Genomic DNA, 21387 nt, shown 5'->3' with positions numbered 1-21387 from the left:
CGAGGGTGAGAATCGCGGCGAGTTCGGCGGCTATTTCTGCCCCTGCCACGGTTCGACTTACGATACCGCCGCCCGTATCCGCAAAGGCCCCGCGCCCAAGAACCTCGAGGTTCCGAAATACGATTTCACCTCCGATACCGTCGTCAAGATCGGTTAAGGGCAGGCGAGAGGACAACGATCATGAGCTTTCCCTGGGCCAAGGAATATACGCCCTCGCATCCCTTCATGAAGTGGATGGACGAGAAGCTGCCCCTGCCGCGCCTGGTCTACAACGCGGTCGGCGGCGGTTACGAGGTTCCGCGCAACCTCAATTATTTCTGGAATTTCGGGTTTCTCGCCGGGCTTTGCCTCGTTCTGCAAATCGTGACGGGCATCGTCATGGCCATGCATTACGCGGCCAATTCGGCGGTCGCTTTCGATACGATCGAGCAGACCGTCCGCGACGTGAACTGGGGCTGGCTGTTCCGTTATGCGCACGCCAACGGCGCTTCGGCCTTCTTCGTGGTCATTTACATCCATATCTTCCGCGGCTTCTATTACGGGTCGTACAAGGCCCCGCGCGAGATGGTGTGGCTGCTGGGCGTCGTGATCTTCCTGCTGATGATGGCCACCGCTTTCATGGGCTATGTGCTTCCCTGGGGCCAGATGAGCTACTGGGGCGCCAAGGTGATTACGGGCCTGTTCTCGGCCATCCCTCTGATCGGCGAGCCGTTGCAGCAATGGCTGTTGGGTGGCTTCGCGCCGGATAACGCCGCGCTCAATCGCTTCTTCTCGCTGCACTATCTGCTGCCCTTCGTCATCGTGGGCGTAGTGATCCTGCACATCTGGGCGCTGCACATCCCCGGTTCTTCTAACCCCACCGGCGTCGAGGTGAAGAGCGAGAGCGACACGGTTCCCTTCTATCCCTATTACATCGCGAAGGACGGCTGGGCGATCGGCGTTTTCGCGATCCTGTTCGGGATCATGCTGTTCTTCTTCCCCAATGCCCTGGGCCATCCGGACAATTACGTCCCGGCCAACCCGATGAGCACGCCGGCGCATATCGTTCCCGAATGGTACTTCTGGCCGTTCTACGCGATCTTGCGCGCCTTCACTCAAGACTTCTTCTTCATCCCGGCCAAGCTGATGGGCGTGATGGCGATGTTCGGCGCGATCCTGGTCTGGTTCTTTCTGCCCTGGCTTGACCAGTCGCCGGTCCGTTCGGGCAATTATCGCCCGGTTTACCGGAAGTTCTTCTGGTTCGGCCTGATCCCGGCGATGCTGGTGCTGTTCTACTGTGGCGGCGCCCCGGCTCAGGAACCCTATGTCATGATGAGCCAGGTCGCCGCGCTGTATTACTTCGCGCATTTCCTGATTATCGTGCCGATCGTTTCGGCCATCGAGAAGCCGCTGCCGCTGCCTTACTCCATAACCGAGTCGGTTCTCGGCAAGGATGAAGCCGCCGCGTTGGCTCCCTCCGCGTGATCCGCAGCTAGAACGAAAGACGAAAGACATGGCACGCATTCTCTCGATCCTCGTCGGGCTGTTCTTCACGGTGGCCCTCGCCTGGTCCTTCGGCAAGGGCGCTTATACGCAGATCACCGAGCCGCCGGCCGTTACCGCCGAACACGTGTTCCACCTGACGCCGAAGGAAGTTCATTTCGCAAGCGACGGTCCGTTCGGGAAGTTCGACCGCCAGCAGCTTCAGCGTGGCTTCCAGGTCTACAAGGAAGTCTGCGCGGCTTGCCACTCGCTCAGCCATGTCGCTTTCCGCGATCTTGCACAGCTTGGCTACAATGAGGCGGAAGTGAAGGCGATAGCGGCCGGCTTCCAGGTGCCGGGCACCGACCCGAACACGGGCGAAGCGAACATGCGCCCTGGCACGCCGACCGATTACTTCCCCAAGCCTTTCGCGAATGACATCGCCGCGCGCGCTGCCAACAACAACGCCATTCCGCCGGATCTCTCGCTGATTACCAAGGCGCGTCACGAAGGCCCAGCTTATGTCTATTCGCTGCTGACCGGCTTCCAGACCCAGCCCGCCGAACTGCTTAAGCAGTTCCCGGACGCGAAGACGCCCAATGGCCTGCACTACAACCCCTACTTCGCCAATCTCAACCTGGCGATGCCGCCGCCACTGACCAGCGAAGGTCAGGTCCAGTATGGCGACGGCACCAAGGCCACCGTCGATCAGATGGCCAAGGACGTTGCCGCATTCCTGGTATGGACCGCCGAACCGAAGCTGGAACAGCGCAAGCAGACCGGCTGGACCGTGCTGAGCTTCCTGCTCTTCGCCACCATCCTGGGCTATATGTCTTACCGCAACATCTGGGTCGACAAGAAGCACTGAGACCGGACTTGGACTGAACGCACACGCCCTCGCCATCTTCCAATGGCGGGGGCGTTTTGCATGATCTGCCGCAGGAGCCGCATGTGACGCCGGAGCAGTTGAAGTCGCTTATTCGCGTGATCCCCGATTTTCCGAAACCGGGCATCCTGTTTCGCGACGTGACCACCCTGATCGGCGATGGACCGGGTTTCGCGGCGGCGATCGCGCTAATGGCCGAGATCGCATACAAGGCCGGGGCCGAAGCAATCGCCGGGATCGAGGCGCGCGGCTTCATCTTCGGTTCGGCCATAGCCGCCCGGCTTGGCCTTCCCTTCGTGCCGGTGCGCAAGCCGGGCAAGCTGCCCGTTCCGGTGCTGGCGATCGACTATGCCCTCGAATATGGCACCGATACACTTGAGGTCGATCCCGATGCCGTGGAGGATGGACAGCGCGTGGTGCTGATAGACGACCTGATTGCCACCGGCGGCACGGCGCTGGCTGCGCTTGAACTGTTGCGCCGGGCGGGAGCCAGTGTCGTGCAGGGCGTCTTCCTGATCGACCTGCCCGACCTGAGCGGCGCGGATCGGTTACGGGCGGCCGGATTGACCGTCGACGCACTGATCGATTTTGAAGGACACTGAAAGCGAAGCGGTTCAGGCTATCTTGGCGCAAACCCTTGAACCGCGCGAGCGAGGATAGTCCAGGGAAGCTGCTTCGGCCTAACCCTTTGACGCGGCTTTCGGCCGGCCTTAATCGGCGCTCATGGTCATCACTCGTTTCGCTCCTTCGCCGACCGGACATCTCCATGTCGGCAACATCCGCACGGCGCTTCACAATTTCCTGCTCGCCAAGCAGGGCGGCGGGCGGTTTCTGCTGCGGATCGACGACACTGATGCGGCGCGCAGCCGAGAGGAATATGTCGAGGGCATTCGCGCCGACCTTGCGTGGCTGGGCATCGCGGCGGAGGGGGAGGAGCGGCAGTCGGCGCGCTTTGATCTTTACGAGCGCGAGTTTGAGCGGTTGCGAGCGGTGGACCGAGTCTACCCTTGTTGGGAAAGCCCGCAGGAACTTGAGCTGAAGCGCAAGGTTCTGCTGGGGCGAGGGCTTCCACCGATTTACGACCGCGCCGCGCTTTCGCTGAGTGAGGCGGAGAAGGCGGCAAAGATCGCGGGCGGTGAAATGCCGCACTGGCGCTTCCTGCTAGACCGGGAGGAGCCGATTGAATGGCAGGACGGCGTGCGGGGCTTCCAGAAATTCGATCCGGCGCAGATGTCGGACCCGGTGGTGCGGCGCGCGGACGGGTCGTGGCTTTATATGCTGCCTTCAGTGATCGACGATGTCGCCATGGGCGTTACGGATATCCTGCGCGGCGAGGACCACGTGTCCAACACCGCAACGCAAGTGCAGATGTTCACGGCTTTCGGCGCGCCGGTCCCACGCTTTGCGCATGAGGCTCTGCTTGTGGGGACGGAGGGCAAGCTGTCAAAGCGGCTGGGTTCGCTGGGCGCAGCTCACTTTCGCGAGGCCGGGATCGAGGCGCAGGCACTGGTGGCGCTGCTCGCGCGGCTGGGCACTTCGGATCCGGTTGATCCGGCATTGCGACTGGATGAGTTGGCCGCCGCATTCAACCTCGATCATTTCGGCCGCGCGCCCGCGCGTTTTGATGAAGCCGAACTGGGGCGGGTCAACGCAGCGGTGGTTCACGCGCTGCCTTATGAAGCGGTGGCGGATCGTTTGCCGCAAGGAATGGACGCGGCGGCCTGGGAAACAGTGAGGCCGAACCTGGCGCATGTGGGCGAGGCGGCGGACTGGTGGCGGGTGGTGACCGGCCCGGTCGCGGCGCCGGCTTTGACCGAGGAGGACCGGACCTATCTTTTCCAGGCGGCCGAGACGCTTGTGACGCTTCCATGGGACAGCGGCATTTGGAAGGCGCTGACCGAGGCGCTCAAAGGCGCAACCGGGCGCAAGGGCAAGGCGCTGTTCCTGCCGCTGCGCCAGGCCCTTACCGGTATGGATCACGGCCCGGATATGGCAGCGCTGCTACCCCTGATCGGACGGGACGCGGCGCTCGAGCGGCTGCGGGCAGCGGGTTAGAGTACGCGCATTTGCTCGCCCGGGGGCCCGTTCGTGTTGGGCGCCTCGTGAGATTGGGATAAAACTTCGACTTATGGCCGAAAGCGAGGCACGTGGGCGCCAAGCCCATGCGTCTCAACGGCGTTCGACACGAGCGGGATGTTCCGATTTGTGCGGCTTGCTGTGGATATTGGCTATACAACGCATTGATGCGTTTCGCTCTTGCCAAAGCAACGGCCGTACGCCAAAAAGAGAAAGAGTGCCGCTTAAGCGGTCTTTCCAAGTCGTCCAAGACTTGCGAAAGGTGGAAAGGTTGGCTTTGCGCTTTCCGAAGCGGCCCCTTCCATAAGGGCTGCATGCCCAGCCTTCCTTTCCACGCTCATTTTCTACGTTATTATTGACGGTTTCGTCAATACGAAATCCATTTTTTCATTCAGCGAAAATTTCGACGCCAATTTGTGCGTTTGAATTGGATGCGAAATTTTGCGCGCGTTCAACTTCAACGGACGCTGAGATGTGCGATCAAAAGTTCGGTCTAAATTCGATCGCATTATTTGTGGGCCGATCAATCTACGGAACGAAGCTTCTGGTCCAAAATGGTGATGTTGACTCGAGTCAAGGTTTTGCACTGCGGATCGTGTAGTTCTGTGTTCAACGGGGTCGCAACGCAGTTCCGCTCTAAAGCTTCGGCGAAGGGGGGACTTTCCCGTAAGGGGTGTGAGCCCCGCGCTGGACGGGGGTCGGCGCGGGGCTCACTATTATGTGTTGTGGCAGCCGAGCTTCATTCCATATACCAGCCGTGGCTGGCCACCAGCGATTGACCGGACAGAGCGTTGGTCTGGAACGCTGCGAAGAACAGCGCCACTTCGGCGATGTCCTCTGCCGTGGTGAACTCACCATCGACAGTCTGGCCGAGCATGATTTTCTTGACCACTTCTTCTTCGGAAATGCCCAGCTCCTTGGCCTGTTCGGGGATCTGCTTATCCACCAGCGGAGTGCGCACGAAGCCAGGGCAGATGACATTGCTGCGCACGCCTTTCTTGCCGCCTTCCTTGGCAATCACGCGGGCAAGCCCCAGCAGGCCGTGCTTGGCGGTGACGTAAGCGCTCTTGAGCGGGCTGGCCTCCTTGGAATGGACAGACCCCATGAAGATGACCGAACCGGATCCTTGCGCGTACATGTGCGGCAGGCACGCCTTGGATGTGAGAAAGGCGCCGTCGAGATGGATCGCCAGCATCTTTTTCCAATCGGAAAAGGCGAACTGCTCGACTGAATTGACGATCTGAATGCCGGCGTTGGAAACCAGCACGTCGATCGTTCCCCAGGCGTCCACGACGGACTGCACGCCGGCGTTCACCTGTTCCTCGCTGGTCACATCCATGACGATCGCTTTGGCATCCGTGCCAAAGCGGGCCTCGATTTCATCGGCCGCCTTTTGCGCGGCTTCGATGTTGAGGTCGGCGATGGCGACTTTGCCGCCTTCGGAAGCATAACGGTGCGCGATCGCGTTGCCGATGCCGCTGGCGGCGCCGGTGACGATGCAGACCTTGTCCTGCAGTTTCATGTGGATTCTCCGTTGGGTGCGGTCAGCGGCTTGTGAAGGCGGTCTCCGGCCAGGTCGAAGGTGACAATCTCGTCAGGCCGCAGCGAACGGCCCTTCCACTCGGGATGTTGCAGGGAATAGAGCGCGTCCGACCGGCCCGCCGCCCAATGCTCTTCCATGGTCTTGCGTGAGAACTCGTAATCCTTGGAATTGCTTTCATAGCCACGCGCGCGGTTAATAAGGTGCATTACGGCAACCGCGCCTTCGGGATGGTGATTGCAAAGTGCGATCAAGTCCGGGTCCGTGCGTAGATCCTCAGGCATCTTGCGCGCCAGCCGGCGGGCGGCTGCGCGCATTTTTTGCGCCTGCTTCGAAAGGTCCGTGCCCAGGCGCGTCCGGCTGGAATAGCGGATGTCCTTCACCCGCTGATCGACGTCCGCCATGGTGCGCGGCACGATCCCCCGCGATGAGAACAGGTCCACTTGGAATACTGTCATTTCGCAGGACGATTTCTCGTCCAGCACGTATTGCAGCGGGGTGTTGGAAACCAGGCCGCCGTCCCAATACCACTCGCCATCGATCGCGACCGGAGGAAAGCCCGGCGGCAGCGCGCCGCTGGCCATCACATGCTCGGGCCCGATTGGGCGCCGGGTATTGTCGAAATACGCGAAGTTGCCGCTCAGCACGTTGACCGCGCCGACGCTGAAGCGCGTCTCGCCGCGGTTGATGCGCTCGAAATCGACCAGTTCCAGCAAGGTAGTGCGCAGCGGGGCCGTATCGTAATAGCTGAGCTGCCCCAGTTCCGCCGGCCATTGCGGCGACGGAACGGGCAGACGCGGCGTGAAAAAGCCGGGTATGCCGAAAGTCGCGGCATAGAGCGCCGACGCCTCGTTAAAGGCGCGCCGGGCAAAGCCCATCGGTTCATCTAGGCAATATTGGAGCTCGGAAGAAACCCGTTCCCAGAAGCATTGCAGGGCGGCGATCCGGTCTTGTGGCGCATTGCCGGCAATGATGGCCGCGTTGATCGCCCCGATCGAGATGCCGGCGACCCATTCCGGTTCAGTCCCCTGCTCGGCCAGCGCCTCATAGACTCCGGCCTGATAAGCGCCCAGAGCACCGCCGCCTTGAAGGACGAGTACGCACTGGGGGCGAGAATCGGAATAACCGGCATCGGATGCGTTCATGGCGGGCTCCGGCGCATACAATGGCACTGGGCATGTTGCAGCGCAACATCTGAGGGCGCGGGTTGTTCCTTTCAACCCATGATTTTGTATGAGCTTGTATCAGGCCGCCACTTCTGCCTCTGCTCTCTCGCTGGTGGCTTCCAGCAATCGGCGTTCCAGTGTTTTGAGGCGGGTGGTCGAAGTCAGTTTTTCACCCAGTAGATCAGTGACATAGAAGGTATCGGCGGCGCGCTCGCCATATGTGGCAATATGCGCGGAATGGACCATCAGCTTGCTTTCGAACAAGGCATGGGCCAGCCGGTTGAGCAGAGCGGGACGATCGCGAGCATGGACTTCGACCACGGTGAAGCGGTTCGATGCCTTGTTGTCGAACAGCACGTGCGGTCGCACCTCGAAGGCATCGGCGCGCGGGCGCGCATCGGGCCGGGCCACCAGTTGGGGCAGGATCTTGATGCGATTGGCCAGCGCATTCTCGATCGAGGTCCGCAACCGTGCGAGCTGCGTCTCTTCCATGAAGGGACGGCCAAGCGGGTCTTGCACCAGGAAGTTGTCAACGGCGCGGCCGGTGCGGGTGGTATGGATCCGCGCGTCGATGATGTTGCCGCCGGCCAGATGAATGCCGCCGGCGATGCGGTAGAACAGTCCGGGATGATCCGATGCGATAACCGTCACCATCGTGGCGCCGCGTGCGGGATAGTATTCGGTGGCGATCGAGAGTGGTTCGTCCTGCGTCGCGGAAAGCTGGAGGAGGTTCTTGGCGATCACGTCTTCGGGCTCGGCGATCCAATAGGCATCGATGAACTTGCCGCCTACCTTTTCGATCAGCGCGGCATTGCCCGGCGCCAGCGCGGCAACGGCGGCCTTTTTCGCCGCCACGCGTTTTTCGCGCCCGAATTCGGCATAGCCCAGGCGCAGGCGTTCCTCTGTGGCCAGATATAATTCGCCGATAAGCTGGCGCTTCCACGAGTTCCAGATCCCCGGCCCCACCGCGCGAATATCAACGATGGTGAGCAGCGTGAGCTGGCGCAGGCGGTCAAGCGATTGCACCACCCCGACGAAATCGCTGATGGTCTTGCTGTCCGAGAGGTCGCGCTTGAAGGCGGTCGCCGAAAGCAGCAGGTGCTGGCGCACCAGCCAGGACACGAGTTCGGTCTCCTCCTCGTCCAACCCGAAGCGGGGGCATAACTTCGGAGCGATTTCCGCGCCGAGTTCGGAATGGTCGCCACCGCGGCCCTTGGCGATGTCGTGCAGCAGCACTGACACATAAAGCGCGCGGCGCGAGCGCAGCTTGTGAACGATGTCGTGCGCCAGCGGATGGTCTTGGACAAGCTCCCCCTTCTCAATGCGGGAGAGTAGGCCGATTGCGCGGATCGTATGTTCATCCACTGTATAGTGGTGATACATATCGAACTGCATCTGCGCGTTGACGCGGCCAAATTCGATCACGAAACGGCCGAACACGCCTGCCTCGTTGAAGCTGCGCAGCGCCACTTCGGGATTGTTGCGGCTGGTGAGCAGTTCCATGAACAGTTCGTTCGCGCGCTTGTCCTGGCGGATGTCCTCCTTGATGAGCGTGGCATCGCGTGAGATCAGGCGGGTCGTTTCAGGGTGGATCTCCAAACCTTCCTTATCGGCCAGAACGAAGATTTCGATCAGCCGCACCGGATCGGCCAGGAACCAGTCCTCCGACGGCGCCTTTATGCGGCCGCCGAAAACGCTGTAGCCCTTGAGATTGCGGGTTCTGGCCCGGAAGCCCGCCAGCAGGCCGCGCGGCTGCTTGCGCGCGATCTGCTCGTCAAGCTGGGCCAGGAACACGCTGGTGAGATTGCCTACCACTTTGGCCTGCAGAAAGAACATCTGCATGAACCGTTCGACCGCGCTCTTCCCCGGCCGCGCGGAAAAGTTCATGCGCGCCGCCACTTCGCGCTGCAGGTCGAAAGTAAGCCGGTCCTCGGCGCGGCGGGTTATCGTGTGGAGGTGGCATCGGACGGCCCAGAAGAAGTTCTCGGCGCGGCGGAAGGCGAGGTATTCCTTGCGCGTCAGCAAGCCGACATCGACCAGTTCCGAAGGGTCGCGGACCTTGTGGATGTATTTACCGATCCAATAGAGCGTATGCAGGTCGCGCAGGCCGCCTTTGCCTTCCTTGACGTTTGGCTCCACCACGTATCGGCTGTCGCCCATGCGTTTGTGCCGTTCCTCACGTTCGGCCAGTTTCTCGACCACGAACTGGCGCTCTGTGCCTGAGACGACATCCTTCCAGAAGCGGACACGAACTTCCTCGTAAAGCGCCTGGTCGCCCCAGATATAACGCCCTTCCAGCATCGCGGTGCGGATGGTCAGGTCGGATTTCGACATGCGGACCATCTCGTCCAGCGAGCGGCTGGAATGGCCGACTTTGAGCCCGAGATCCCACATGAAATAAAGCATCGCCTCGATCACTTGCTCGCACCAAGGCGTCTGCTTGATCGGGGTGAGGAAGGCGATGTCGACATCCGAATGCGGCGCCATTTCGCCGCGTCCGTATCCGCCCACGGCCATGATCGTCAGCCGCTCGCCGGTGGAGCGGTTGTTCACCGGATAGACGTTCTGAGTCACATGATCGTGGATCACACGAATCAGCTGGTCGGTCAGGAAAGCCTGCGTTTCCGCAACGTCATGACCGGCCGATGGGTTTTCAACCAGGCGGCGCGCGATTTCCTGGCGGCCAAGTTCCTGTGCCGATCGCAGCAGCTCCACGATCGCCTTGCGTCCATTCGCGGCTCCTTGTTCGGCGACTGTGGCTTCGATGCGATCAACAAGCTCACGTCTGTCGATCACGGTGCGGGGCGAGGGAATACGGATCACGCTGTTCATCGTAAGCGGCTTTAGCGCGGAATAGGAAAAATATGAATCATCTCCGTTGAGACCGAGCGAAGTTGAGGCGTGCAGCGGTATGAGATGATGCGCGAAATCCCTTCTGACCGCGAAAAGGCCGCTACCATCGGTGGGCCGCCTATGCCAGAAGGGCGCCGATCACTGAGCTGCCGGCCCAGACAGATCTGAAGAACGAAAACAACGAGGTCAAACCCTTGTCCCTGATTACTCTTGCCGTCGCCGCCGCACAGACACATGAGCCGATCCATTGGGTGGATCTGGGCCTCAAGAATTACCTGTTCCGGATCGGCAATTTCGAGCTGCGGTGGTATTCGCTGGCCTATCTCGCCGGGATCCTCCTCGGTTACTGGCATCTTTCGCGGATGATAAAGGCGCCCGGCGCCCCCATGGCCCAGCGCCATGCCGATGATTTGTTCTTCTATTGCACGGTGGGCATCATCCTGGGCGGTCGCTTAGGCTATGCCACATTCTATACAGGCGGCAGTTCGAACATTCCCAGCCTCTGGCTGCATCCTGCCGAACTGGTCCAGCTCTGGCACGGCGGTATGAGCTTTCATGGCGGCCTGATCGGCGTCTTGCTGGCGTTGATCTGGGTTTCCTGGCGCAATGGCCTCAATTTCCTGCGGGTGGCAGATTACATTTCCGTCTGCGTGCCGTTCGGCATGATGTTCGGGCGGCTCGCCAACTTCGTCAATGGTGAGCTGTGGGGGCGTGTGGTTGCCGATCCGAACTTGCCCTGGGCCATGATCTTTCCCGATGCCGGTCCGCTGCCGCGCCATCCCAGCCAGCTTTACGAGGCCGGGTTGGAAGGACTGATGATGATCGTCATCATGCTCACGCTATTCTGGGGCGCGCGCGCGCGTTTCCGACCGGGGCTTTTGGTGGGGGTGTTCACCACGGGAATCGCTTGCGCCCGTTTCACGGTCGAATTTTTTCGCGAACCCGATGCTCAGTTGCAGGAATTTGCCATGCGTACCGGGCTCTCAATGGGGCAGTGGCTGACGATTCCGCTGATCCTGCTGGGACTGGCCCTCATCGCCCGCGCACTTGTACGGCCAGCGCTCGCAAGTGGAGGCGTCGCTTCGACAACACCGGCCCCTGCGTGATGGAGCATGGGGGAGAACAGCTTGCGGCTGTCTTTCAGCGATTGATTGCCCGCTACGGACCGATCACCCTGCAGCATTACATGGGCGAATCGAACGCCCGTTACTATGCAGGGAAGGATCCGCTTGGCAGCGCAGGCGATTTTATCACCGCGCCGGAAGTGAGCCAGATGTTCGGCGAACTTATCGGGCTGTGGCTGGCTGACATGTGGATGCGCGCGGGTCGTCCCGAGGACGTCCGTTACGTGGAACTGGGACCGGGGCGAGGGACGCTGGCACGCGATGCGCTGCGCGCGATGAAGCGTAGCGGACTGGCGCCGGCGGTGCATTTCGTGGAAGGGTCCGCGGCGCTCCGGCGGATCCAACTCGCCGCCGTCCCTCAGGCCGAATGGCATCATGATCTTTCGGATTTGCCGACGGATGGGCCAATGCTGCTGGTCGGCAACGAGTTTCTCGATGCTCTGCCGGTACGGCAACTGGTGAAAACGCCGGAAGGCTGGCGTGAGCGCATGGTCGATTTCCAGGAAGGGCGCTTCGTGCCGGTCGCCGGAGACAAGCCGATGGACGCGGCGGTGCCGGAGACGATCAACGAGCAAGCCGACGGCGCGTTGATCGAGACATGTCCCGGCGCGGCCGCTGTTGTCGGCGAGGTGGCCCGGCGGCTGGTGAGTCAAGGCGGGGCGGCGCTGCTGATCGATTACGGTTATGACAGGCCGCAGACGGGATCGACGTTGCAGGCGCTCAAGGCGCATACCAAAGTCGATCCCTTCGCGCTGCCCGGCGAAGCGGACCTCACGTGCCTTGTCGATTTTTCGGCGGCCGGAGAGGCAGCCTCGGCGCAAGGCGTCCGCCATCTTGGCACGGTGGCGCAGGGGCATTTCCTGCGCGCGCTGGGAATCGAGATGCGCGCGGACAAGCTGGCCGCAGCCGCGCCGGAACATGCTTCAGCGATTCACGCGGCAATGCACCGCCTTATCGGGAAGAAGCAGATGGGAACCCTGTTCAAGGTCATGGGGCTTGCCGCACCTGATTGGCCTCACGGCGCGGGATTTTAAGGAACGCTATCTTCCGACCTGCACCGTCCGGTCTTCCAGCGGAACCTGTCGCACCGGTGCGGCGCCGATCCATTGCTGAAGGGCTTCGTTGTCGACCATTCCGCGCGTGAGGTCCGTTCCCTGCCGGAACGTCGAGAAGCCGTCCCCGCCTTCGGCAAGGAAGTTCAGCACCGTGACGCGGTAGTTCGCCGCCGGCTCGACCGGCTTGTCGTTCAGGGTTAGCGAAACCAGCCGGCTGCCTGAGGGTCGGCGCATGTCGTAGCTGAACTTCAGGCCGATGGATGGCGAAAGCACTTGCATGGTGCCCTGATCGTCCAGCCCTTCCTCAATCGCCGCGCGAACCTGAGCGCCGGTCATGGTCATGGTCACCAGCGTGTTGTTGAACGGCTCAACAGCGTAGATCTGGCCAAATGTCACTGTGCCGTCCGGCGCCGGATCAAGCGGGGCGCGGATGCCGAAGGGATTCATGAACGCGATCTGTGCGCCAGCCTCTCTGCCAGCCGCCAGTTCCGAATCGGCGATCAGGTTGCCCAGCGCACCGCCCACCGGCCCATCGGAGGCGGGCTTGGCGGCAGTGCCCGACAATCTGCCCACCGACCGCGCGATCATCGCCGTCGCGTCCTTGATATAACTGCCCACATATTCGGCCACGTCGGTACGCGGCCGGAAGGTCGGGTAAAGCGGCGTATTCGGCGCATCGCCACGGCCGCTTGTATAGGGTGCTGATTGCACAATCACGTTGCGCGCCAGCTTGGCGATTACCCGGTGCCTTGCCGGGTCGATCTTCAGCGTGATGTCAGTCACCAGCTTACCGTAAACCCCCGCGCTGGTCAGTAGGATCGGCGTGCCGTCGCCGCTCTGACCGTAATGGCAAACATATTGCCAGTGCGTATGGCCGGAGACCACCAGGTCGACGCCGGGATTGAGCCGATCGAGGATTGGCTTGATATCCCCTGTCAGGTCGTTGCAGCTGTTCGGGTCGCCCTCGGCGGTCTTGCCGCCTTGATGAATCAGCACGACCACCGCATCGGCGCCTTCCGCCTTGAGCGTCGGGATCGCCTTGTTGATGGCCTCTGCCTCATCACTGAAGGTCAGACCCCTTAGCTGGTCCGGGGATACCAGCAGTGGCACCTCCTTCAGCGAAAGGCCGATGAAGCCGATGGTGACCTTGCCGGCGCCGGTGCCGAAGGTCTTGAGGCCGGTCGCCGGGAAAAGGGTGGTGCCGTCCGCCTTGTACGTGCTGGCAGAAAGGTACTTGTACGTCGCGCCCTGAAACTGTTCGAGCCGGCAAGGCTCAAGCCGCGTGTTCTTCTCGCAGCCGCCGTTCTGCAGGCGTTGCAGCTCCTTCCAGCCGCGATCGAACTCGTGATTGCCCACGGCGTTGAATTCCAGCCCGATGCGGTTCATCACGCCGACGGTTGGCTCGTCGAGATAAAGGGAGGAAGCCAGCTGCGAAGCGCTGGTCAGGTCGCCCGCAGCCACCACCACGTGATAAGGATGCTCGGCCTTGACCGCGTCGACGGCCGAGGCCAGCCACGCCGCGCCGCCAGCAGGCACGGGAATCGTCCCGTCCTTGTGGTCTGGTGCCAGCACCGCGGCCTTCGGCGGTTCCAGCGCGCCGTGGAAATCATTGATGGCGATGATCCCCACTTCGACCGGTGCAGGTGCTGGCGCAAGAGCCGCCTGGTGCGTCGGGCGGGGCGCTGCGCAAGCGGCCAGGAGGGAAAGCGCAGCAAGGGCAGGCGCACAACGTAGGGTCTTGAAAGTCATGGATGCGCTCTATCGCATCGGATCATGACGCTCCAGCGACCGTCAGGGTTCGGATGAGCCGTTATGATCCGAGGAACCGCTTCCAGAACATCGGCGATCTGCACCGGAGATGTCCCCTTGCACAGCTGCTTTAACGCGCGCTTCGTTCCAACGCATGCATCTGCGCGTCACTCAGGCCAAAGTGGTGGCCGACCTCATGAATCACCACATGCGTAACAAGATCTTCCAGCGTCACCCCGGTTTCGCACCATTCAGCCAACAGCGGCTGGCGATACAGCGTGATGCGCGGGCGAAACTCGCCCGAGATCCATAGCGAATCGTCGCTCATCGGGCGCCCCTGGTAAAGGCCAGTCAGATCGAACGGATCATCGATGCCGAGCTGGGCGAGCGTTTCTGCGTCGGCATATTCCTCGACGTGAATCGTGATTCCTTCGAGGTGCTCGGCGAAAGGCTGCGGGATGCGTGCAAAGGCGGCCCCCGCAAGGACCTCGAAATCGACAGCGACGGGTGGCGGACCAAAGATACCGGTCATGCCACCCATCCTGCCATCGATCGTCAGGCACGCGAAGTGGCGAATGCGGCCATCTGAAACCTCGCGCGGCTTTGCGGGGCCAGCCTAAGGCTGGTGCGCGCAAGCGGAATCGTATTGCGAAACCGACGCGGTATTGCGCGAATTTTGCGGCTGTTCGCCAGCATAGACGCTTCCCGCCTTTCCATTCGGATTAAACGCAGACCCCGGAGCGGAAGCGGCGTTGCCCGGCGTGGACGGCGCCGCGGCGCTGCCGCAGCTGGCGTTCGGCTGGCCCGTGTGAGCAGGTCCGTTCTGGTGGTCCCAGCCCTTGCCGTTGGTGGAGCCTGATGACGTGTGCGTGTTGCTTGTGCCGTTCATGGTATGCGCCATCGGCATTCCCATGGAGCCACCGCCGCCATGCATGCCGCCGCCGCCTGGCGCTGCCAAGGCGGAGCCGGAGACGCAAAGCAGCACCGCTCCGGCGGCGAGCGAAATAGGAGATAATCTCATGACCTTCCTCCATCCTGCCCCAGCTGATGCGGTTGCAAGCGAGGTTATAAAGGACCGAAAAGACCTGCTGATATGCAGCGGAGATTCAGTGCCTCGCCGGATCGCGGCTAAAACACAATGTTCAGCCGAATGAACCGCGATCGGCAATATACACCTTGGAAGTGGGTCGGACAATGCGCGGGCCGGCCGATCATCGGCTAACGACGCCGAGCGGAGCAGCGCAAAGCCAGTTCAGCCTTTCCTGTCAATGCCTTAACCGGATACGCCGCAGCGTCAGACGTCCAGATTAGCGACGTTCAGTGCGTTTTCCTGGATGAAATCGCGGCGCGGCTCGACCACGTCACCCATCAGGCGGGTGAATATCTCATCCGTGACGTCCGCGTCCTCGACCTTGACTTGCAGCAGGGCGCGGTTTTCGGGGTCCAGCGTGGTTTCCCAAAGCTGGTCGGCGTTCATTTCGCCAAGGCCCTTGTAGCGCTGGATCGAAAGGCCCTTTCGGCCTGCGGCCAGCACTTGATCCAGCAGTTGAGTCGGGCGGGTGATCGTGCCGGCGCTCGCGGCAGGGCGGGGAGCGGCTTCCTCCACTTCCTCGCTCTCCGCAGTCTCGGTCTCGGCCGCTTCGGCGGCGGTGCCAGCCCGAGCGAGGCGGGCAGTTCCCTCATAGACTTCGGCGTTTTCCGCCGCCAAGCGGGCCAGCTTGCGGCCTTCCGCGCTCGATAGGAAGCTGCTCTCGATCTTGTGATGATCGGTGACGCCGCGCCACAGGCGCTCTACCTCGACGGTGCCGTCAGCAGCCAGGCGGGCGCTCCATCTGGCTTCCTCGTCACCACGGTCCAGCCACTGCGCGGCGCGGGCGAGAGCCGTGCTGCGAGCATTTGCCGGCAGGTCCGGCTCCAATGCACCGGCTAGCGCCAGCGCTTCGATAATCACGGGGTCGTAGCGGCGCGGCACGAAGGCCATGAGGTTACGCAGCCGGATGGCGTGTTCGACCAGCGATTCCAGGTCGGGTCCACTGCGCGCTCCGCCCGCCGTTTCCAGCATGCGGCCGTTCAGCCCGGCCTCCACCAGATAGCGGTCCAGCGCGGCATTGTCCTTGAGGTAAACCTCGCTGCGGCCCTTCGCCACCTTGTAAAGGGGCGGCTGAGCGATGAAGAGATGCCCGGCCCGGATGATCTCCGGCATCTGGCGGTGAAAGAACGTCAGCAGCAGAGTGCGGATATGCGCGCCGTCCACGTCAGCGTCAGTCATGATGACGATCTTGTGATAGCGCAGCTTTTCCAGGTTGAAATCGTCACGGATTCCGGTGCCCATGGCCTGGATCAGCGTGCCGACTTCCTTGGAAGATATAATCCGGTCGAACCGCGCGCGCTCCACATTGAGGATCTTGCCCTTCAGCGGCAGGATCGCTTGATAATGACGATCGCGGCCCTGTTTGGCCGATCCGCCGGCCGAGTCACCTTCGACCAGGAACAGTTCGCACTTGCTGGCGTCGCGTTCCTGGCAATCAGCTAGTTTGCCGGGAAGCGATGCAATATCCATCGCACCCTTGCGCCGTGTCAATTCGCGGGCGCGTCTGGCTGCCTCACGCGCGGCGGCGGCATCGATCACCTTCTGAATGATGGCGCGCGCGATGGCGGGGTGTTCCTCCAGCCAGTCGTTCATCTTATCGCTCATCAGGCTTTCGAGCGGTTGGCGCACTTCGGAGCTGACGAGCTTGTCCTTGGTCTGGCTGGAGAACTTCGGATCAGGCAGCTTGACGGAAACGATCGCGGTCAACCCTTCGCGCATATCGTCACCGGAAAGCTGGATCTTCTCCTTCTTGAGCATGCCCGAACGCTCCGCGTAGGCATTGAGTGTGCGCGTCAACGCGGCGCGGAACGCGGCAAGATGAGTGCCGCCGTCACGCTGCGGGATGTTGTTGGTGAAGCACAGGACGTTCTCGTAATAAGAATCATTCCATTCCAGCGCCACCTCGATGCCGATGCCGTCCTTCTCGGCCGAAATCGCGATTGGGTCTGGCAGCAATGTCTGCTTGTTACGGTCAAGATATTGCACGAAGGCCGCGATCCCACCTTCATAATAGAGATCGTGCTCGACTGTTTCCTCGTGCCGCTTGTCGCGCAGCTTGATGCGTACACCGGAATTGAGGAAGGCGAGTTCACGATAACGATGCTCCAGCTTCTCGAAATCGAACTCCGTGACGTTCTTGAACGTGTCAGTGGAGGCAAGGAACGTGACGCGCGTGCCTTTCTTGCCGTCCGGCGCGGCCCCGCGGACAGCGAGCGGAGCCACCGCATCGCCATTGGCGAACTTCATCCAGTGCTCCTGTCCGTCGCGCCAGATGACGAGTTCAAGCCACTCCGAAAGAGCATTCACCACTGATACGCCCACGCCGTGAAGTCCGCCGGAAACCTTGTAGGCGTTGTCCTCGCTCGTATTCTCGAACTTTCCACCGGCGTGGAGTTGAGTCATGATGACTTCCGCGGCTGAGACGCCTTCCTCCGCGTGAATATCCGTAGGGATGCCGCGTCCGTTGTCCTCGACCGAAACCGAACCGTCAGGATTGAGTTCGATCAGCACCAGATCGCAATGCCCGGCCAGCGCTTCGTCAATGGCGTTGTCCGAAACTTCGAAAACCATGTGATGCAGGCCCGAGCCGTCATCGGTATCGCCGATGTACATGCCGGGCCGTTTGCGCACCGCATCAAGACCCTTGAGGACCTTGATCGAGTCCGCGCCGTAGGAGTTGGAATTTTTGCCGCTTTCGGGATTGGTAGCCATGGCGAGCATATAGGGTTTGCACTGCGCAAACCCAAGCAAAAGCGGCCTCGACCCACGGCTTTTCCACAAGAGTCGGGGGCGTGGCGCCAAAACGGAAAAGGGCAGCCGTCAGGGCCGCCCTTCTCGTTTTGGTCAACGGTTTCGCCCCCAAACGCCCGATCAGGCGAGGGTAAGAGCGAACGCAAGGGCGCTGGCGCCCAAGGCCGCGGCGAGACCGACCGTCTTTTGAACGATGGTCATCTCGGTTACTCCTGCAGCGAGAGGGTTTCCCTCTTCGCAAGTGCAACATAGAAAGGTTAGTAATTTTCGCAAACTCGAAAGAAACAACTTTACTTGCACAAAACGCAACTTTGGGCGCATGCGCTGAGATGTCCGCCAATCCATTGTGGCTCCGCCTGAGTCGGGTGGACACTCGGCGCTCCCGCTATTAGGGGCCGACCATGAGCATCCAGACTTCTGAATCCGTCCTTATCGTCGATTTCGGCAGCCAGGTGACCCAGCTGATCGCGCGCCGCGTGCGCGAGGCGGGTGTCTATTCCGAAATTGCGCCGTTCAATGCCGCGCTGGAAGCGTTTCAGCGGATGAAGCCGGCCGGCGTAATCCTTTCCGGATCTCCCGCCTCCGTGCTGGATGAAAGCGGGCCGCGCATCCCGAATGCGATTCTCGAAAGCGGCCTGCCGATGTTGGGCATCTGCTATGGCCAGCAGTCGCTGATGCATCAACTGGGCGGCGAGGTGCTGCTAGGTGATTCGGGCGAGTTCGGCCGCGCTTTCATTGAGATCGAGGATGACTGCGCGCTGTTCGACGGCCTCTGGAAAGTGGGCGAGACGCACCAGGTCTGGATGAGTCATGGCGACAAGGTGACGCGGCTGGCCCCCGGTTTTCGCCCCGTCGCCGCCAGTCCCGGCGCCCCTTTTGCGGTGATCGCCAACGACGAGAAACGCATTTACGCGATGCAGTTCCATCCGGAGGTGATTCACACGCCCGATGGCGGCAAGCTGCTCAAGAACTTCGTTCGCCACGTCTGCGGCCTGGCAGGCGATTGGACCATGGCAGAATTTCGCAAGACCAAGATCGATGAAATCCGCGATCAGGTTGGTGACAAGCGGGTGATCTGCGGCCTTTCCGGCGGTGTCGATTCCGCCGTGGCGGCGCTGCTGATTCACGAGGCGGTCGGCGACCAGCTCACTTGCGTTTTCGTGGACGGCGGCATTCTGCGCATGGGCGAGGCTGAGCAGGTCGTCAGCCTGTTTCGCGGCCACTTCAATATCCCTCTCGTGCATGTGGATGCCTCCACGCTGTTCCTCAAGGGGCTGGAAGGGGTCACGGACCCCGAGGCGAAGCGTAAGTTCATCGGCAAGACCTTTGTCGATGTGTTCGAGGATGAAGCGAAAAAGATCGGCGGCGCCGAGTTTCTCGCTCAGGGCACGCTCTATCCCGATGTGATCGAGAGCGTATCGTTCACCGGCGGCCCCTCTGTGACGATCAAGAGCCACCACAATGTCGGCGGTCTGCCTGAGCGCATGAACATGAAGCTGGTCGAGCCGCTGCGCGAACTGTTCAAGGACGAGGTCCGCGAACTGGGGCGCGAATTGGGCCTGCCCGACATTTTCGTGGGCCGCCATCCCTTTCCCGGCCCGGGCCTTGCCATCCGTATTCCCGGCGAGGTTACGCGCGAGCGCTGCGACATCCTGCGCAAGGCTGATGCCATCTTTCTTGAGGAGATCCGCAATGCCGGCCTATATGATGCGATCTGGCAGGCATTTGCGGTCCTGTTGCCGGTCAAAACCGTGGGCGTAATGGGCGACGGACGCACTTACGATAACGTCTGCGGCCTGCGCGCAGTCACCTCGACGGACGGCATGACAGCCGACATCTATCCCTTCGACGCTTCGTTCCTAAGCCGCGTGGCGACCCGCATCATCAACGAGGTGAAAGGTATCAACCGCGTGGTTTATGACTACACCTCAAAACCGCCGGGTACGATCGAATGGGAGTGATTTTTGCCCATCCGGGTGTATCCGAAACTACGCTAGATAACGACATAAAGCACTGAAAAACAAAAATAAATCCGTCGTCATGTTTCGGCATCTATCGGCGGGTTAGCCTGCCGGATGACGGTATGGTGCGTCTTGTCTCAGCCGAAAATCACATATATCGTCAGGAGCAAGAGAGCTTCTGACGGTATAATTTTCGGACTACCACCCTGTAAAAACAGGAAAAAATCCGATTTTGAAGGTCATTTTTGGCCTGACGGTATAATTGGGCGCGCTCCAGCATTTTATGGTTGATCTGGAGGGTGTTAATGTTGACCGACGTCGCTATCAAGGCACTGAAACCTAGAGATAAATTATACAAGGTAGTGGACCGTGACGGTATGTATGTTGTGGTCCAGCCATCGGGTGCGATTGTGTTTCGCTTGGCGCTGTGCCGCGTGACAAGGGCGTCGAGTGACAAGCGCACGACGATATTCTCGGCACTTGAAAGCGTGCCGATCTCAATCTGATCTTCCTCTGCGCCACCGTAGATGCGCCGAAGATCCTTCTGGGTGACCAAATGCACCGCGTCATCGATGTTGGGGTGCTGACTGAGACCGCGCTCAAAGTAATCGCCGGTCGCTTCGCCTGCCAACTCCACACGCATCCAGCGGCCGGTGTCCTGGCCGTCCACGTCTGCAACAACGACAGGCTGGGGTGCGGCCGCAGCACCGATCTCTGCGACCACGCCGTATAGATCCTGATAGCCCAGAGGGATGCGGACGAAGCTGCCTACCTGACCGACCCGGTAGGTATGACCATCGATCATAGCTAGACCAGAAGAGAGGGACTCGGCCAATCTTGCCGTTATTGTCGAGCCCGAAACGGCGCTTACGTGGCCGAGATAGGTTGGGTCTGTCGCAGTCATGCTGACACCGTAGTGGGGTCTGAACCATCGGCCGGAATGGCCGCCTCGGGCGGGCGAGCAAGGTCGGACGAGTAGGAAAGCGCGCAAAAGCGGCAAAAGCTCGCAAAGTCCCCTAAAAGGAAGGCGTCGTTCCCGCCGCGTTTACCCCAAAAGCTCGAACGAATTTCGCCCCAGTTTTTTGGCAAGTCGCCCAAACGCCACAGACCTGAAATGCCGCCGATCACAGCTGCGTCGCTGGCGTAGACTGAGAGGTTTGGATGTTCGAAGGCAGCCGCGTGCTGGACGGCTATCACCGCTTCCGCCTCTAAGCACTCCGGATGCTGCGCCTGCTCGACATGCAGGCGGCGGCGATTGCCACGCCCCTTTTAACGGCAGTCGCAATCCTGCAACGCGGGATCAAAGTCGCGCCGCCAATCGACTTCCTGCGCCCGAACTCGAAATGGCATCGCCATCTTCGCGCCCAGCCCGCCGGGGACCACCGGCTGTGGGAGATCGCGGTGCTGTTCCATATCCGCGATGTCTTTCGGTCCGGCGACATATGGCTGGCGGGGTCGCGTCGCTATGCCGACCTCAAGCAAATACTGGTCCCGGCCCAGGCGATAGAACAGACCGCTCGCCTCTTCCTCGCCACCGAGCAGAGCGAAGCGAAGCGATGAACATGGTCAACGCCAAATATGGCAATATCCCAGGCCTGAAAGGATACAGCCATGTCTCCGATCAATATGCGCCGTTTGCTACCCAGGTCATCCCGGCGACCGTCAGCGAGGCGCC

The 21387-nt window shown here is 61.2% G+C and carries 16 protein-coding genes and 1 pseudogene; 9 read left to right on the top strand and 8 right to left on the bottom strand.

Annotated elements, in window-relative coordinates:
• The 5 genes from V7D69_RS12430 to V7D69_RS12410 all read left to right on the top strand — a co-directional run.
• The coding region (locus V7D69_RS12430; RefSeq protein WP_333605939.1) for a Rieske 2Fe-2S domain-containing protein at nt 1-157 on the top strand (157 nt) is incomplete at its 5' end.
• 23 nt (nt 158-180) lie between these two features.
• Nucleotides 181-1464, top strand: a complete 1284-nt coding sequence (locus V7D69_RS12425; protein WP_324063759.1) for a cytochrome b — start codon at nt 181-183, stop codon at nt 1462-1464.
• 28 nt (nt 1465-1492) lie between these two features.
• Complete coding sequence (locus V7D69_RS12420; RefSeq protein ID WP_324063760.1) at nt 1493-2329, top strand: cytochrome c1; 837 nt, start codon at nt 1493-1495, stop codon at nt 2327-2329.
• 83 nt (nt 2330-2412) lie between these two features.
• Complete coding sequence (locus tag V7D69_RS12415) at nt 2413-2949, top strand: adenine phosphoribosyltransferase (RefSeq protein WP_324063765.1); 537 nt, start codon at nt 2413-2415, stop codon at nt 2947-2949.
• A 121-nt stretch (nt 2950-3070) separates the two neighbouring features.
• Entirely contained in the window at nt 3071-4402 is a 1332-nt protein-coding gene (locus V7D69_RS12410) for a glutamate--tRNA ligase (protein WP_333605937.1), read from the top strand.
• A 760-nt stretch (nt 4403-5162) separates the two neighbouring features.
• On the opposite strand, the gene V7D69_RS12405 is transcribed toward V7D69_RS12410, so the two are convergent.
• The 3 genes from V7D69_RS12405 to V7D69_RS12395 all read right to left on the bottom strand — a co-directional run bounded on the left by V7D69_RS12405 (nt 5163) and on the right by V7D69_RS12395 (nt 9961).
• Complete coding sequence (locus V7D69_RS12405) at nt 5163-5945, bottom strand: 3-hydroxybutyrate dehydrogenase (RefSeq protein WP_333605936.1); 783 nt, start codon at nt 5943-5945, stop codon at nt 5163-5165.
• The gene (locus V7D69_RS12400) at nt 5942-7108 is read right to left on the bottom strand and encodes a patatin-like phospholipase family protein (protein WP_324061237.1); all 1167 of its coding nucleotides are present in this window, start codon (nt 7106-7108) and stop codon (nt 5942-5944) included. Before V7D69_RS12400 ends, V7D69_RS12405 begins: the two co-directional genes overlap by 4 nt.
• Before the next feature lie 99 nt (nt 7109-7207).
• Nucleotides 7208-9961 (bottom strand): [protein-PII] uridylyltransferase, encoded by a 2754-nt coding sequence (locus V7D69_RS12395; protein WP_333605935.1) that lies wholly within the window; start codon nt 9959-9961, stop codon nt 7208-7210.
• Nucleotides 9962-10176: 215 nt separating this feature from the next.
• Here V7D69_RS12395 and lgt point away from each other — a divergent pair, with 215 nt between their 5' ends.
• The gene (gene lgt / locus V7D69_RS12390; protein WP_333605934.1) at nt 10177-11088 is read left to right on the top strand and encodes a prolipoprotein diacylglyceryl transferase; all 912 of its coding nucleotides are present in this window, start codon (nt 10177-10179) and stop codon (nt 11086-11088) included.
• A complete protein-coding gene (locus tag V7D69_RS12385; protein WP_333605938.1) occupies nt 11088-12140 on the top strand; it encodes a class I SAM-dependent methyltransferase in 1053 nt (350 codons plus the stop codon). The genes lgt and V7D69_RS12385 overlap by 1 nt, the downstream gene beginning before the upstream one ends.
• Nucleotides 12141-12146: 6 nt before the next feature.
• Here the strand turns inward: V7D69_RS12385 and V7D69_RS12380 are convergent, their stop codons facing one another.
• The 4 genes from V7D69_RS12380 to gyrB all read right to left on the bottom strand — a co-directional run bounded on the left by V7D69_RS12380 (nt 12147) and on the right by gyrB (nt 17712).
• Nucleotides 12147-13910, bottom strand: coding sequence for a bifunctional metallophosphatase/5'-nucleotidase (locus V7D69_RS12380; protein WP_333605933.1), 1764 nt, complete (start codon nt 13908-13910; stop codon nt 12147-12149).
• A gap of 130 nt (nt 13911-14040) precedes the next feature.
• Nucleotides 14041-14442 carry a metallopeptidase family protein gene (locus V7D69_RS12375; protein ID WP_324063347.1) on the bottom strand — a complete coding sequence of 134 codons (402 nt, stop codon included), beginning with the start codon at nt 14440-14442 and terminating at the stop codon, nt 14041-14043.
• A gap of 84 nt (nt 14443-14526) precedes the next feature.
• The gene (locus V7D69_RS12370) at nt 14527-14931 is read right to left on the bottom strand and encodes a hypothetical protein (protein WP_324063345.1); all 405 of its coding nucleotides are present in this window, start codon (nt 14929-14931) and stop codon (nt 14527-14529) included.
• Nucleotides 14932-15204: 273 nt separating this feature from the next.
• Nucleotides 15205-17712 (bottom strand): DNA topoisomerase (ATP-hydrolyzing) subunit B, encoded by a 2508-nt coding sequence (gyrB, locus tag V7D69_RS12365; protein WP_324063353.1) that lies wholly within the window; start codon nt 17710-17712, stop codon nt 15205-15207.
• 440 nt (nt 17713-18152) lie between these two features.
• On the opposite strand from gyrB, the gene guaA reads away from it, so the two are divergent.
• Entirely contained in the window at nt 18153-19712 is a 1560-nt protein-coding gene (guaA, locus tag V7D69_RS12360) for a glutamine-hydrolyzing GMP synthase (protein ID WP_324063343.1), read from the top strand.
• Nucleotides 19713-19872: 160 nt separating this feature from the next.
• On the opposite strand, the gene V7D69_RS16210 is transcribed toward guaA, so the two are convergent.
• On the bottom strand, nt 19873-20616 hold the full coding sequence (locus V7D69_RS16210) for a hypothetical protein (RefSeq protein WP_442947058.1): 744 nt from the start codon (nt 20614-20616) through the stop codon (nt 19873-19875).
• Nucleotides 20617-20885: 269 nt separating this feature from the next.
• Here V7D69_RS16210 and V7D69_RS12345 point away from each other — a divergent pair.
• Nucleotides 20886-21387: pseudogene (locus V7D69_RS12345) on the top strand (Tn3 family transposase); the annotation flags it as partial.

The sequence above is a fragment of the Novosphingobium sp. genome (assembly GCF_036733805.1).
In the GTDB taxonomy this organism is placed as follows: Bacteria; Pseudomonadota; Alphaproteobacteria; order Sphingomonadales; family Sphingomonadaceae; genus Novosphingobium.
The sequence above is the reverse complement of the archived record's forward strand: the minus strand, read 5'-3'. Positions and strand labels throughout refer to the sequence as shown.